The organism is Escherichia sp. WS547, from assembly GCF_046486065.1.
Taxonomy (GTDB): domain Bacteria; phylum Pseudomonadota; class Gammaproteobacteria; order Enterobacterales; family Enterobacteriaceae; genus Escherichia; species Escherichia coli.
On sequence record NZ_JBJQMA010000045.1, the window covers coordinates 1 to 16,079 of the forward strand.

At 50.7% G+C, this 16,079-nt stretch carries 9 protein-coding genes and 1 rRNA gene; 3 read left to right on the top strand and 7 right to left on the bottom strand.

All coding sequences use genetic code 11. From position 1 onward, the window contains the following. Window positions 1-144: 144 nt before the first annotated feature. Window positions 145-1,776, bottom strand: a complete 1,632-nt coding sequence (locus ACJHWK_RS23465; RefSeq protein WP_000956830.1) for a Na/Pi cotransporter family protein — start codon at window positions 1,774-1,776, stop codon at window positions 145-147. 219 nt (window positions 1,777-1,995) lie between these two features. After that, window positions 1,996-5,679 (bottom strand): methionine synthase, encoded by a 3,684-nt coding sequence (gene metH, locus ACJHWK_RS23470; protein WP_000096041.1) that lies wholly within the window; start codon window positions 5,677-5,679, stop codon window positions 1,996-1,998. Window positions 5,680-5,878: 199 nt separating this feature from the next. On the opposite strand from metH, the gene iclR reads away from it, so the two are divergent. Both iclR and espL4 read left to right on the top strand, forming a co-directional pair. Further along, window positions 5,879-6,703 carry a glyoxylate bypass operon transcriptional repressor IclR gene (iclR, locus tag ACJHWK_RS23475; protein WP_000226403.1) on the top strand — a complete coding sequence of 275 codons (825 nt, stop codon included), beginning with the start codon at window positions 5,879-5,881 and terminating at the stop codon, window positions 6,701-6,703. A 316-nt stretch (window positions 6,704-7,019) separates the two neighbouring features. Next, a complete protein-coding gene (gene espL4 / locus ACJHWK_RS23480; RefSeq protein WP_170886382.1) occupies window positions 7,020-9,206 on the top strand; it encodes a type III secretion system effector EspL4 in 2,187 nt (728 codons plus the stop codon). Here the strand turns inward: espL4 and aceK are convergent. The 4 genes from aceK to metA all read right to left on the bottom strand — a co-directional run bounded on the left by aceK (window position 9,175) and on the right by metA (window position 15,093). Continuing rightward, complete coding sequence (aceK, locus tag ACJHWK_RS23485; RefSeq protein ID WP_001522142.1) at window positions 9,175-10,911, bottom strand: bifunctional isocitrate dehydrogenase kinase/phosphatase; 1,737 nt, start codon at window positions 10,909-10,911, stop codon at window positions 9,175-9,177. The two genes, espL4 and aceK, sit on opposite strands and share 32 nt — an antisense overlap. A 48-nt stretch (window positions 10,912-10,959) precedes the next feature. Continuing rightward, entirely contained in the window at window positions 10,960-12,264 is a 1,305-nt protein-coding gene (aceA, locus tag ACJHWK_RS23490) for an isocitrate lyase (protein ID WP_000857856.1), read from the bottom strand. 29 nt (window positions 12,265-12,293) lie between these two features. Beyond that, window positions 12,294-13,895, bottom strand: coding sequence for a malate synthase A (aceB, locus tag ACJHWK_RS23495; RefSeq protein ID WP_001522138.1), 1,602 nt, complete (start codon window positions 13,893-13,895; stop codon window positions 12,294-12,296). Between the two features lie 268 nt (window positions 13,896-14,163). Beyond that, window positions 14,164-15,093 (bottom strand): homoserine O-succinyltransferase, encoded by a 930-nt coding sequence (gene metA / locus ACJHWK_RS23500; protein WP_001122782.1) that lies wholly within the window; start codon window positions 15,091-15,093, stop codon window positions 14,164-14,166. 156 nt (window positions 15,094-15,249) lie between these two features. Between metA and ACJHWK_RS23505 the strand changes: the two genes are divergently transcribed. Next, window positions 15,250-15,693, top strand: coding sequence for an acetyltransferase (locus ACJHWK_RS23505; RefSeq protein ID WP_001522136.1), 444 nt, complete (start codon window positions 15,250-15,252; stop codon window positions 15,691-15,693). Between the two features lie 282 nt (window positions 15,694-15,975). Here the strand turns inward: ACJHWK_RS23505 and rrf are convergent. Further along, window positions 15,976-16,079, bottom strand: a 5S ribosomal RNA gene (gene rrf / locus ACJHWK_RS23510); the annotation flags it as partial.

Genomic DNA, 16,079 nt, shown 5'->3' on the forward strand with positions numbered 1-16,079 from the left:
GCATGACCGGCCAGGTAATGATTTACAGCGGCAATTTTTACTTCAAATGAATGTTTCATAAACTGCACCTTCAGATGTCAGATTATGTCCAACATTTGGGGTGCAGTTCATTACGCGTCTTATCAGGCCTTCAGGGGCGCAGTATTAATACTCGTCCCGTCCTTCATCTTCATCAGGCTGTTCCAGCACACTGTAAGCGACTGAACAAAACAGCGAGTTCAGACGTTGCATATCTCCCAATAAGCCTAAATGTAGCGAACTGGTTTCAATACTCTGCACGTTTTGCTGATGCAGGCGATCGACGTGGGCGTGGGAATAGCGGCGATTAAGAATGCGAAAACGATGTTTGCTGCGGCGCAAACGACGGGCGCTGGTAACATCGCCAGAGAAGAAAACCGACATTGCCAGTTTTAAATTACTGAGCAATTGCTCATAGAGCGCATCCAGTTCCTTCAAGCCATCAAGCGAAAATGCTCGCCTTGCAGCCAGCGATTTGTCGGCAATTTCACTACCCATGCGCTCGACGATATCGGAGGCCTGTTCAAGGTTGAGCGACATTTCGATGATCTCCGCCCAGCGGCGCGACTCTTCTTCTGCCAGTTCCTCTTTTGGCATTCGCGCCAGATAAAGTTTAATCGCGGTATAGAGCACGTTGATATCATCCGCCAGCTTGCGCAGCTCTTTCTCCTGCCGTGGCTCGCCGTGCATCACTTTATTCAACCCTTCCATCATCTGTTCCATGGCGTCGCCAATGCGCAGGGTTTCGCGCGCGGCGTTCGCCAGAGCAAGCGTGGGCGTATCCAGCGCGCTGACATCCAGATGTTTGGGCCGTAGCTGGGTATCCAGTTCCGGTTCATCGCGAATAATCGTTTTGCAAAACCGTGCCATCGGGTCAACAAATGGCAGCATGACCAGGCAACGTACAAGGTTGTAGAAGACATGGAAATAGATCACCAGTTCCGCTTTTGGCAATGACAACTTCCCCATTGTCTCTGCCAGCAAATGGACAAACGGCAGGATAATCAGGCTACCCACCAGCTTAAACAGCAGACTACCCAGCGCGACACGGCGGGCTGCGGCATTGGCGGCACTGTTGTTGAGCATCGCCAGCAGGCCGGAACCGAGGTTAGCACCAATCACCAGACAGAGCGCCACGGGGAAGGAGATAATGCCTGCAGCGGTCAGAGTCGCGGTCAGCAGTACAGCAGCAAGGCTGGAGTAGCTGATAATGGCGAACATCGCGCCAATCAGCGCATCCAGCAAAATGTCGCCAGTCAGCGAGGCAAAGATCACCTGAACGCCGTTTGCCTGGGTGATCGGCGTTACGGCCTGCACAATCAACTCCAACGCCAGCAAAATCAACCCAAGACCAATACCGACGCGGCCCAGTTGCCCGGCGCGTGACTGTTTGCGTCCGAGGAAAAAAATCACGCCGATAAAAATAAGTAATGGTGACAGCCAGGATAAATCGAAGGTGAGAATACGCGCCATTAGCGCCGTCCCGACATCTGCACCCAGCACAATCACCAGAGCCGGTGCGAGGGCTACCAGATCCTGAGCGACGAACGAGGTCACCAGCATGGTGGTGGCATTACTGCTCTGTACCAGTGCGGTAACGCCGATCCCCGCGCAAAAGGCGAGCGGCTTTTTTTCGACGCTCCGGCTAAGGACAGTACGCAAACGCGCGCCGAAGACGCGCATTACGCCGGTTCGAACAATATGAGTCCCCCAGACCAGCAGGGCGACGGCAGAAAGCAGGTGAAGCAGCGTTAACACGAGTTCAGGTTCTCCTTATCGTTATATGTTCCTGAAGCAATTGAATGACCAAAGGACCGGAAACACGCTGACTGGCATCTTTACTGTGCCTTTTGACCTTCGTTTTTCCGGCTAAGATTATTCCAGCCTGATTCCAGTATAAGTGTTTCATATTAATAAAGAGACAGGGCACTCATTGAGCGCCCTGTTTGTTGTAAGGAAAAGTGACAGATTTGTGAATCAGTCCGCGTCATACCCCAGATTCGGTGCCAGCCAGCGCTCAACATCTGAGACGCTCATACCTTTACGGCGGGCATAGTCTTCAACCTGATCGCGCTGGATTTGCGCCACCGCGTAATACTTGCTGTCCGGGTGGCTGAAGTACCAACCCGAAACCGATGCACCAGGCCACATGGCGAAAGATTCTGTGAGTTTCATGCCAGTGTGTTTTTCCACTTCCAGCAGCTCCCAGATGGTGGCTTTTTCCGTATGTTCCGGGCAGGCCGGATAGCCCGGTGCCGGACGGATGCCCTGGTAGTTTTCGCGGATCAGTTCTTCGTTGCTGAGGTTCTCGTTCGGCGCATAGCCCCAGTAGACTTTACGCACACGCTCATGGAGATACTCCGCAAAGGCTTCGGCTAAACGGTCGGCAAGCGCTTTCACCATGATTTTGTTGTAATCATCGTGCTGCGCTTCAAAGGCATCAGCCAGTGCGTCCTCTTCCAGCCCGCCAGTCACGGCAAATGCGCCGATGTAATCTGCTTTACCAGAAAGCTTCGGCGCAACGAAGTCAGCGAGACAGTAGTTAGCGAAGCCGGTTTTTTCGGTCTGTTGACGCAGATGGTGGCTGACGTTGATCACATGGGTACGCGTTTCGTCACGGTAGATTTCAATGTCATCGCCCACACGGTTTGCCGGGAACAGGCCCACCACGCCACGCGGATTCAGCGTTTTTTCGGCGCTTAATTTATCCAGCATGTCGTTGGCGTCTTTAAACAGCCGCTGCGCCTCAACGCCTACCACTTCATCTTCCAGAATGCGCGGATACTTCCCGGCCAGCGACCAGGTCATAAAGAACGGTGTCCAGTCGATGTAATTACGCAGCGTTTCGATGCTGGCTTCGACTTCCTGCACGCCGAGACGGTGCGCCACCGGCGGCGTATAAGCCTGCCAGTCAAAAGCGAAGTCGTTATCACGCGCCGCTTCCAGCGTGACCGGTGGTGTGCGCGGTTTCTTGCGCCCGTGCTGAATACGTACGGTTTCGTACTCCTTGCGGGTACGAGCGACAAAATCATCACGCTGAGTATCGGAAAGCAGCGCCGCCACCACACCAACGGTGCGCGATGCGTTCTGTACATACACCGTCGGGCCGCTGTAGTTCTGCTCAATTTTCACCGCCGTGTGCGCTTTTGAGGTGGTCGCGCCGCCAATCAGTAACGGAATGGTGAAGCCCTGACGCTCCATCTCTTTCGCCACGTTAACCATCTCGTCCAGCGACGGCGTGATCAATCCTGAAAGGCCAATCAAATCAGCATTCACTTCTTTGGCGGTACGGAGAATTTTTTCCGCAGGCACCATCACGCCGAGATCGACAATTTCGTAGTTGTTACATTGCAGCACCACACCAACGATATTTTTACCGATGTCGTGGACGTCGCCCTTCACGGTGGCGATCACCATCTTGCCGTTGGTTTTGCCCTGCTCTTTGCTGGCTTCAATAAACGGTTCGAGGTAGGCCACCGCCTGCTTCATGACGCGCGCCGATTTGACCACCTGTGGCAGGAACATTTTCCCTTCGCCAAACAGATCGCCGACCACGTTCATGCCGTCCATCAACGGGCCTTCAATCACTTCAATCGGGCGCGTAGCCTGCTGGCGGGCTTCTTCGGTATCCTGCTCTATAAACTCGGTAATGCCTTTGACCAGCGAGTATTCCAGACGTTTATTCACTTCCCACGAGCGCCACTCCGCCTGCTGGGCGTTAGCGGTGTCGTCGGTTTTGCTGCCGCGATATTTCTCGGCAAGCTCCAGTAAACGCTCAGTGCCATCGTCGCGACGGTTAAGAATCACATCTTCCACCGCGTCGCGCAGTTCAGCGGGCAAGTCGTCGTAAATCGCCAGCTGCCCGGCGTTGACGATCCCCATATCCATGCCATTGCGAATAGCGTAGTAGAGGAACACCGCGTGAATGGCTTCGCGCACCGGATCGTTACCACGGAATGAGAAAGAAACGTTAGATACGCCGCCGGAAATCAGCGCGTGCGGCAGTTCGCGTTTGATGTCTTCACACGCGCCGATAAAGTCCTGTGCGTAGTTGTTGTGCTCTTCAATGCCAGTTGCGACCGCGAAGATGTTCGGGTCGAAGATGATATCTTCTGGCGGGAAGCCAACTTCTTCGGTGAGGATTTTGTACGCCCGACGGCAAATCTCGATTTTCCGTGCGCGGGTATCGGCCTGCCCCTGTTCGTCAAAGGCCATTACCACCACTGCCGCACCGTAACGACGCAACAATTTCGCGTGATGGATAAAAGCGTCGACGCCCTCTTTCATCGAGATAGAGTTAACAATGCCTTTGCCCTGGATACACTTCAGACCTTTTTCAATGACGTCCCATTTTGAGGAGTCGATCATAATCGGCACGCGAGCGATATCCGGTTCACCGGCAATCAGATTGAGAAAACGCACCATCGCCGCTTCGGCGTCGAGCATCCCTTCATCCATATTGATATCGATAATCTGCGCACCGTTTTCCACCTGCTGACGCGCCACATCCAGTGCCTCGCTGTATTTCTCTTCTTTGATCAGGCGCTTGAACTTAGCGGAACCGGTGACGTTGGTGCGTTCACCCACGTTCACAAACAGGCTATCGTCGCCAATGTTCAGCGGCTCCAGGCCGGACAAACGGCAGGCTACGGGGATTTCCGGCAGTTTGCGCGGCGCTAATCCTTCTACAGCACGACTCATCGCGGCAATATGTTGTGGCGTGGTGCCACAGCAGCCGCCGACAATATTGAGAAAGCCCGCTTGTGCCCATTCACGTATCTGTTTTGCCATCGTGTCGGCGTCGAGATCGTATTCACCAAAGGCGTTGGGCAGCCCGGCGTTCGGGTGCGCGGTGACATAGCATTCCGCAATCCGTGATAATTCCTGCACGTACTGGCGCAGTTCGTCTGGCCCCAGCGCACAGTTAAGGCCGAAAGTCAGCGCTTCGGCGTGGCGCAAAGAGTTATAAAACGCTTCGGTGGTCTGCCCGGAGAGCGTGCGCCCGGAGGCGTCGGTGATGGTGCCGGAGATCATAATCGGCAGCTCAACGCCCAGCGCTTCAAACTCCGTTTTCACCGCAAAGACCGCCGCTTTGGCGTTAAGGGTGTCGAAAACGGTTTCAATCAGGATCAGATCCGCACCACCTTCCACCAGCGCTTTGGTGGATTCGCGATAGGCTGCCACCAGCTGGTCAAAAGTGATGTTGCGGAATGCCGGATCGTTGACGTCCGGAGAAATAGACGCCGTGCGGTTGGTCGGGCCGAGAACACCGGCAACGTAGCGCGGTTTCTCCGGCGTGCGCGCGGTCCACTCATCAGCACAGGCGCGCGCCAGTTTCGCCGCCGCAAAGTTGATTTCCGCCGACAGGGATTCCATCTGGTAATCCGCCATCGCAATGGTTGTGGAGTTGAAGGTGTTGGTTTCGATGATATCCGCGCCCGCTTCAAAGTAGGCGTTGTGGATAGCGGCGATCACTTCCGGTTTACTGAGTACCAGCAGGTCGTTGTTGCCTTTGAGGTCGCATGGCCAGTCGGCAAAGCGTTCACCACGAAAATCGGCTTCGTTCAGTCGATAGCTCTGGATCATGGTGCCCATACCGCCGTCCAGCACCAGAATACGTTCATTTAACTGCGCACGCAGTTGTTCCACTTTGCTGCTCACACTTGCTCCCGACACGCTCAACCCAGATTTAATAAAAATTCAACAAACCATACTGGCATAAACGCATCTGTGGTAAAAGCGACCACCACGCAACATGAGATTTGTTCAACATTAACTCATCGGATCAGTTCAGCAACTATTGCATTAGCTAACAATAAAAATGAAAATGATTTCCACGATACAGAAAAAGGAGACTGTCATGGTCGCACCCATTCCCGCGAAACGCGGCAGAAAACCCGCCGTTGCCACCGCACCGGCGACTGGACAGGTTCAGTCTTTAACGCGTGGCCTGAAATTACTGGAGTGGATTGCCGAATCCAATGGCAGTGTGGCACTCACGGAGCTGGCGCAACAAGCCGGGTTACCCAATTCCACGACCCACCGCCTGCTAACCACGATGCAACAGCAGGGCTTTGTGCGTCAGGTTGGCGAACTTGGACACTGGGCGATCGGCGCGCATGCTTTTATGGTCGGTAGCAGCTTTCTTCAGAGTCGTAATCTGTTAGCCATTGTCCATCCTATTCTGCGCAATCTGATGGAAGAGTCCGGCGAAACCGTGAATATGGCGGTGCTGGATCAAAGCGATCATGAAGCGATTATTATCGATCAGGTACAATGTACTCACCTGATGCGTATGTCCGCGCCTATCGGCGGTAAATTACCGATGCATGCTTCCGGTGCGGGTAAAGCCTTTTTAGCCCAATTAAGTGAAGAGCAGGTGACGAAGTTACTGCATCGCAAAGGCTTACATGCCTATACCCACGCGACGCTGGTGTCTCCTGTGCATTTAAAAGAAGATCTCGCCCAAACGCGCAAACGGGGTTATTCATTTGATGATGAAGAACATGCCCTGGGACTGCGTTGTCTCGCGGCATGTATTTTCGATGAGCACCGAGAACCGTTTGCCGCAATTTCAATTTCCGGACCGATTTCACGTATTACCGATGACCGCGTGACCGAGTTTGGCGCGATGGTGATTAAAGCGGCGAAGGAAGTGACGCTGGCGTACGGTGGAATGCGCTGACTTTTTCTGGCGGGCAGAGGCAATATTCTGCCCGTCATACCCGACTGGCAATAGAATAAGGGTGTCTGTTAATCGCATTGACGCCAAAATAACTTATTGTCATACACTTCACACGCTTTTATTACCTCAGCATTATTTTTAAACATCAAACCACTTAATTATTAACAAAATCGCAAGATCTCATTCCACCGAAACTTTTACGGCTGCATTATGAGATTGAGCGATTTATGATATTTCTTTACTTGTAATCATATTAAATTTTTTCACTGTTCTGATAGTTAAAATTCAAGACATCAATAAACAATGAGATATTTAAATGATTACTCGTATTCCTCGTAGTTCTTTCTCTGCAAATATTAATAATACAGCCCAGACAAATGAACACCAAACCCTGAGTGAATTGTTTTATAAAGAACTCGAGGATAAATTTTCTGGCAAGGAGCTGGCGACGCCTCTATTAAAAAGCTTCTCAGAGAACTGTAGACAAAATGGTCGTCATATCTTTAGTAACAAGGATTTTGTCATTAAGTTTTCCACGTCCGTCTTACAGACTGATAAAAAAGAAATTACGATAATTAATAAAAATGAAAACACGACACTCACTCAAACCATTGCTCAAATATTTGAAGAATACCTGATGGAAATTTTACCTCAACGCTCAGACGCTCTTGATAAACAAAAATTAAATCTAAAATCAGATAGAAAAGAAAAAGAATTTCCAAGAATTAAACTTAATGGTCAATGTTATTTTCCGGGGCGACCCCAAAACCGTATAGTATGCCGACACATTGCTGCAAAATATATTAATGATATTTATCAGAATGTTGATTACAAACCCCATCAAGATGATTACTCTTCAGCTGAAAAATTTCTCACTCACTTCAACAAAAAATGCAAAAACCAGACTTTGGCGTTGATTTCCAGCCGTCCTGAGGGGCGTTGCGTTGCTGCCTGCGGTGATTTCGGGCTAGTTATGAAAGCATATTTTGACAAGATGGAATCAAATGGCATCAGTGTTATGGCAGCCATATTATTGGTGGATAACCATGCTTTGACGGTCCGGCTAAGAATAAAGAACACAACTGAAGGATGTACCCATTACGTGGTCTCGGTTTATGATCCAAATGTAACTAACGATAAAATAAGAATCATGAGCGAAAGTAAAGAGGATATTAAACACTATTCACTGATGGACTTTATGAATGTAGATTATAGCCTCCTGAAATGGTCAAATGATCATGTTATTAACCAATCTGTTGCAATAATTCCAGCACTTCCGAAAGAACAGCTATTGATGTTAAAAGGATCTGTGGATGAAATAACCCCTCCATTATCACCTTCAACGATGAATTTGCTCATGGCAATTGGTCAGAATCACCAACTTACGCAACTGATGATTCAGCTCCAGAAAATGCCAGAACTACATAGAACAGAAATGTTGACTGCCTATAATAGTATTAACCTGCCAGGCTTATATTTGGCTATAAATTATGGTAATGCGGATATCGTTGAGACTATTTTCAATTCACTGTCAGAGCCTAGATATGAAGGATTACTCTCGAAAAAAAATCTCATGCATATTCTGGAGGCAAAAGATAAAAATGGTTTTTCTGGATTATTTTTAGCGATATCACGTAAGGATAAAAATGTTGTAACCTCGATTCTGAACGCCTTACCTAAACTGGCCGCAACACATCATTTAGATAATGAACAGGTGTATAAATTCCTGAGTGCCAAAAATAGATCATCCAGCCATGTTTTATACCATGTTATGGCGAATGGTGATGCCGACATGCTGAAAATTGTTTTGGACGCATTACCTTTGTTAATTCGCACATGTCATTTGACTAAAGAACAGGTACTCGATCTCCTGAAGGCAAAGGATTTTTATGGTTGCCCAGGACTATACCTGGCGATGCAAAATGGACATAGCGATATCGTGAAAGTTATTCTCGAAGCATTACCCTGTCTGGCCCAGGAAATTAACATTTCAGCTTCAGATATTGTCGATCTTCTGACCGCTAAAAGTCTTGCGCGCGACACGGGTTTATTTATGGCCATGCAGCGCGGACATATGAACGTTATTAAGACTATTTTTAACGCATTACCCACTCTGTTTAATACGTATAAATTCGATAAAAAAAATATGAAGCCCCTCCTCCTGGCAAATAATTCTAATGAATATCCCGGTTTGTTTTCAGCGATACAGCATAAACAACAAAACATTGTAGAGACGGTTTATCTTGCTTTATCTGACCATGCGCGCCTGTTTGGATTTACCGCTGAAGATATTATGGATTTTTGGCAACATAAAGCGCCACAAAAATACTCTGCCTTTGAGTTGGCTTTTGAATTGGGTCACCGGGTTATTGCTGAATTAATCCTTAATACGTTAAATAAGATGGCTGAAAGCTATGGCTTTACGGATAACCCTCGATACATTGCGGAGAAAAATAAGATGGAAACTTTACTCAAAAAGCCATCTCCCCATACCGCACGCTAAACCTCTGCCTGCGCCGATACGCATATACATCTTCCACATGCCCGTCACGGATACGGTTTTGTAGCGCGCGCCAGTAGTCGGCGCGGAACAGGTCGGCGTGCATCTCTTCAAACAGTGGCCCAATACGCGGGTCGGCACATAGCCAGTGGCGAAACTCTTCCGGGAAAACATCGCCCGGCGAGACGCTGTACCACGGTTCGCTGGCAAGTTCGTCCTCCGGGTAGCGCGGCGGCGGGATGTCGCGGAAATTCACTTCCGTCATGTAGCAAATTTCATCGTAATCATAAAACACCACACGCCCGTGACGGGTGACACCGAAGTTTTTAAACAGCATGTCGCCAGGGAAAATGTTAGCAGCGGCAAGCTGGCGAATAGCGTTACCGTATTCTTCAATGGCATCGCGCAACTGCTGACCTTCCACTTGTTCCAGCCAGATATTGAGCGGCACCATCCGCCGCTCAATATAAAGATGGCGAATCACAATTTGTTCGCCGAGATCGGTGATTTTTTCCGCTGCTTCCTGGAGCAGTAATGCCATTAATGCCGGGGAAATATGCCGCTTCTCCAGCACAAAGTTTTCAAACTCCTGGGTGTCCGCCATTCGGCCCACGCGATCATGCTCTTTCACCAGTTGATAGCAGGCGCGAACGTGAGCGGCAGACATCTCTTTCTGCGGCGCGAACTTGTCTTTGATCACTTTGAATACCCGATCAAAGCCCGGCAGCGTAAACACCAGCATCACCATGCCACGAATACCCGGCGCTTCAATGAACTGCTCATTACAGCCCTGGAGATAAACGAGATATTCGCGGTAGCTTTCGGTTTTGGCGTGCTTCTGGCAGCCGATAGCCATATACAATTCAGCGGTGGTTTTACCTGGCAGAATTTCCCGTAGCCACTCGACCAGTGCTGCGGGCAGCGGCGCGTAAACCATAAAATAAGAACGCGCAAAGCCAAAAACAATGCTCGCTTCGGCGGTCGTCGTCAGGCAGGTATCAATAAATAACTCGCCGTCGTCCGTCTGGTGGATCGGCAGCAAAAATGGCAATGTGCCGGAAGGCGTGATCAGTTTGCCTACCAGCCAGGCGGCTTTATTGCGGTAAAACAGTTCGTTCGCCACCTGTAAATGACTTTCCGCGAGGTTGTCTGTCCCCAGCGTTTCCGTCAGATGGCGAACGATGTAATGAATGTCACGGCTTTTATTCTGCCAGCGCAGGCGCAGCGGCAGGTCGCTGATAACGCGCATCAGCAGAGATTCCCAGCCGTGATCGGGGTAAAAGTCTTTCGCCAGCGGGCGGGGAATGGTACGAAAGCGGCGCTCTGGCTGGGAGCTAAAGATAAAAAGCCGCTCGGGAGTAAGCGAGCGGTGGTCAAATAACCGACAGTACACGGAGTTAAAAAAGCTCTCCGCAATCTCGAAGCGCGGGTAATCCGGCAACAGCCGGGTGTAATGCTCTTTGACGCGCAGTAAAAATGCCGCGTCCGTGCTTTGGCCGTTGGTAATGCAGCGCAGTTGCTCCACGACCAGACCCACGTGATGATCGTAAAGATGGATACGGTTTTTCATCGCCTGCTGGACAGCGTGCCAGTCGGCTTGTTCGAAACGCTGCTGCGCCCCGGAAGTCACTTCGAGGAATCGACCATACTGAGCGTCGAAACCTTGCAAAATGGTTTGTGCAATCAGTAATTCCAGGCCACGCGGCATCGCCTCTCCTTAATTCGCCCCTCGCCTTACGGAAAGGGGCGTTGGTTGTTAGAACTGCGATTCTTCGGTGGAGCCGGTCAGCGCGGTGACTGAAGACGTGCCGCCCTGAATAATGGTCGTCACTTTATCGAAATAACCTGTACCCACTTCCTGCTGGTGAGAAACGAAGGTGTAACCATCTTTCGCGGCGGCGAATTCCGGTTGCTGCACTTTCTCAACGTAGTGCTTCATACCTTCGCCCTGGGCATAGGCGTTTGCCAGGTCAAACATGTTGAACCACATGCTGTGGATACCTGCCAGGGTGATGAACTGGAACTTGTAGCCCATATCCGACAGCTGCTGCTGGAAGCTGGCAATAGTTTTGTCGTCGAGGTTTTTCTGCCAGTTGAACGACGGCGAGCAGTTATAAGCCAGCAGTTTGCCCGGATATTTCGCGTGGATGGCTTGTGCAAAGCGACGCGCCAGTTCCAGATCCGGCGTGGAGGTTTCACACCATACCAGGTCAGCATATGGTGCATACGCCAGGCCACGGCTGATCGCTTGTTCAATACCTGCATGAGTACGGAAGAAGCCTTCGCTGGTACGCTCGCCGGTAATAAATTCGCTGTCATATGGGTCGCAATCGGAGGTAATCAGATCCGCCGCATCGGCATCGGTACGAGCAACCAGCAGGGTTGGAACGCCCGTCACGTCAGCTGCCAGACGCGCCGCGACCAGTTTCTGAATAGCTTCCTGAGTTGGCACCAGCACTTTGCCGCCCATATGACCGCATTTCTTCACTGATGCCAGCTGATCTTCGAAGTGAACTGCCGCTGCACCGGCTTCAATCATCGCTTTCATCAGTTCAAAGGCATTCAGGACACCGCCAAAACCGGCTTCCGCATCAGCAACGATCGGCAGGAAGTAATCGACATAGCGCGGATCGCCCGGCTCAATGCCCGCGGACCATTGGATCTGATCCGCACGGCGGAAAGTATTGTTGATCCGCTCCACCACAGCTGGCACCGAGTTTGCCGGATAGAGCGACTGATCCGGATACATGCTGGCCGCCAGGTTAGCGTCCGCCGCTACCTGCCATCCCGACAGATAGACTGCTTCAATACCCGCTTTCGCCTGTTGCAGCGCCTGACCGCCAGTCAGTGCACCGAGGCTGTTGATGTAGCCTTTTTTCGACTCGCCGTGCAGCAGACGCCACATTTTCGCCGCGCCCAGTTGCGCCAGGGTGCATTCAGGATTGACTGAACCGCGTAATTTCACCACATCTTCCGCGCTGTACGGGCGAGTAATGCCTTCCCAACGCGGTTGAGTCCACTCTTTCTGTAATTCTTCAATTTGTTGTGTACGGGTTTTCATGTGCAGATGCTCCATAGTTATGTGGTGGTTTACGCTAACAGGCGGTAGCCTGGCAGGGTCAGGAAATCTATTAACTCATCGGAAGTGGTGATCTGTTCCATCAAGCGTGCGGCATCGTCAAAACGCCCCCGGGAGAAACGTTCTTCGCCCAGTTCGCTGGCAATGACTTTCATCTCTTCGCCCAGCATCTGGCGGAACAAGGCTTTGGTCACCGGTTTGCCATTGCTCAACGTTTTTTGATGATGGATCCACTGCCAGATCGAGGTACGGGAAATTTCAGCCGTCGCCGCATCTTCCATCAGGCCATAAATCGGCACACAGCCGTTGCCAGAGATCCATGCTTCGATGTACTGCACAGCCACGCGAATGTTGGCGCGCATACCTTCTTCGGTGCGTTCACCATCACAAGGTGCCAGCAGCTGATCGGCAGTAATCGGCGCGTCTTGTTCGCGCATCACTTCAAGCTGATTTTTACGGGAGCCGAGAATGTCGTTGAATACCGCCATTGCCGTATCCGCAAGGCCTGGGTGGGCAATCCATGTGCCATCGTGACCGTTATTAGCTTCCAGCGATTTATCCGCTTTTACTTTGTTGAGCACCTGGTTATTGCGCTCTTCATCTTTGCTCGGAATAAATGCCGCCATACCGCCCATCGCAAAAGCACCGCGTTTATGGCAGGTTTTAATCAACAGGCGTGAGTAAGCATTCAGGAAGGGTTTATCCATCGTCACTGCCTGTCTATCTGGCAGGACGCGATCGGGATAGTTTTTCAATGTTTTGATATAGCTGAAGATGTAATCCCAACGACCGCAGTTCAGACCAACAATATGGTCACGCAGCGCGTGAAGGATTTCATCCATCTGGAACACGGCGGGCAGCGTTTCAATCAGCAACGTCGCCTTGATGGTGCCGCGCGGCAGATTAAAGCGATCTTCTGCATAGCTGAAGACTTCGCTCCACCAGGCCGCTTCCTGCCAGGACTGGGTTTTCGGCAGATAGAAATAGGGACCACTGCCCTTTGCCAACAGTGCCTGATAGTTGTGGAAGAAATAGAGCGCAAAATCAAACAGGCTACCGGGGATTGCCTCACCACGCCAGGTGACATGTTTTTCCGGCAAGTGCAGACCGCGTACCCGACAAATCAACACCGCTGGATTGGGCTTGAGCTGATAAATTTTGCCTGCTTCATTGGTATAGCTGATGGTGCCGTTAACCGCATCGCGCAGGTTAATTTGCCCGTCGATCACTTTGTTCCAGTCTGGTGCCAGTGAATCTTCGAAATCGGCCATAAAGACTTTCACATTGGCGTTGAGCGCGTTGATCACCATCTTGCGCTCAACCGGGCCGGTAATCTCTACCCGACGATCTTCTAAGTCCGCAGGAATCCCGCGAATTTTCCAGTCAGCATCGCGAATGGAAGCTGTTTCCGAAATAAAATCAGGCAACGTTCCGTTATCGATATCCTGCTGCTGCTGAATGCGCGCTGCCAGAAGTTTATTGCGTTGTGGCGTAAAATGCGTCACCAGCTCAGTCAGAAATTCTACCGCTTCGGCAGTAAGAATATGCTTCTCCTGCTCGCCATACGGCCTTGTGAAAGCCAATTCATCGGTTGTTGTTGCCTGTTCAGTCATCGTGCAGCTCCTCGTCATGGATCCGAAAACTTCCCCACTGTGAACGAAGGATCGTTGTGCGCTTTTCGTTCAGCACAACTAAGACTACTCATTTAAAATGCAAAATCAAAAACAATTTCCATTTTAATTAAAAATACTTGATAACTTATTGATAACAATATGAATAAAATTTATTCACCTGCTGAGGTGTGTTTCGGAAATAAAAAAGGCACCCGAAGGTGCCTGAGGTAAGGTGCTGAATCGCTTAACGATCAACTATCACAGAAGATTAATCCAGCGTTGGATTCATGTGCCGTAGATCATATGGCGTGATCTGGTAGACGTAATAGTTGAGCCAGTTGGTAAACAGCAAATTACCGTGACTACGCCAGCTCGCTCGCGGTGTATTTTGCGGATCATTATGTGGAAAATAGTTATACGGTACATCCGGGTCCAGTCCGGCTTCCACATCGCGGAAAAATTCCTGCGCCAGCGTTTGCGCATCATATTCGGGATGGCCCGTCACAAAGGCAATGCGCTTATCTTTGCTGGCAAACAGATAGGCATCCCCTTCTTCTGTCTCCGCCAGAATTTCCAGATCGGTATAATCACGAATCAACGCTGCCGGAAAGTCAGCATAGCGCGAATGTGGTGCCAGGAATGAATCATCAAAGCCACGCGTCAGAAGCGCATGAGGATGGAGAATATGATGCTCGTAAACGCCAGAGAGTTTGTCGGTGCGGGTTTGCTTAGGAATGCCGTAGAGGATATTGAGCGCGGCCTGGACCGCCCAACAGACAAACAGCGTCGAGGTGACGTGATCTTTCGACCACTCCAGCACCTGTTTGATCTGCGGCCAGTAAGCGACATCATTAAACTCCACCAGGCCCAGCGGCGCGCCGGTAACTATCAGACCGTCAAAGTTTTGTTCCTGAATATCTTCAAAGTTACAGTAGAAGTTATTCAGATGCTCTGCGGGCGTGTTGCGCGATTCACGGGAATCGATGCGCAACAGCTGAATATCGACCTGCAAAGGTGAGTTTGAAAGCAGGCGCAGAAACTGATTTTCAGTTTCAATCTTCTTCGGCATCAGGTTTAGGATCAGAACCTTAAGTGGACGAATTTCCTGACCAGACGCACGAGAAGTTGTCATCACAAAAACGTTTTCTTCACGCAAGAAATTGACGGCGGGTAGCTCGTCCGGCACACGAATCGGCATAACCTGATTACCTCACTACATACGCTTATACGTTTAGACATCCAGATAGCCGAAGATAACCAGAAAATTTGCCAATGTCGAGCCTGCATGTTGAAGGTGAGAAAGTTTCAAGGAAAAGGCTACGTTAGAATATAAGAATGACGAAAAGGAGAGAAAATGGTTATTAGTATTCGCCGCTCACGGCATGAGGAAGGGGAGGAACTCGTTGCGATTTGGTGTCGCTCTGTCGATGCCACTCACGATTTTTTATCAGCAGAGTATCGGGCCGAGCTGGAAGAGCTGGTGCGTTCCTTCCTGCCGGAAGCGCCGTTGTGGGTCGCGGTTAATGAGCGGGATCGGCCGGTTGGGTTTATGTTGTTAAGTGGGCAGCATATGGATGCACTTTTTGTCGATCCTGATGCGCGCGGTTGTGGCGTGGGCCGGATGCTGGTGGAACATGCGCTCTCGATGGCACCGGAACTGACAACCAATGTTAATGAGCAAAATAAGCAGGCTGTTGGGTTCTATAAGAAGATGGGTTTTAAGGTTACGGGACGCTCTGAGGTGGACGATTTGGGGAAACCGTATCCGTTGCTGAATCTGGCGTATGTGGGGGAATAAGCTGCCCCTGCCGTGCCTGCCCAGGCTGGAGAAGACGCGCCAGCGTCGCACCCGGCATTTTTTTCACCAACGCAAAAAGGCCATCCTGACGGATGGCCTTTCGCTTAATTTGATGCCTGGCAGTTTATGGCGGGCGTCCTGCCCGCCACCCTCCGGGCCGTTGCTTCGCAACGTTCAAATCCGCTCCCGGCGGATTTGTCCTGGTTGGGAGAGTGTTCACCGACAAACAACAGATAAAACAAAAGGCCCAGTCTTCCGACTGAGCCTTTTGCTTTATTTGATGCCTGGCAGTTCCCTACTCTCGCATGGGGAGACCCCACACTACCATCGGCGCTACGGCGTTTCACTTCTGAGTTCGGCATGGGGTCAGGTGGGACCACCGCGCT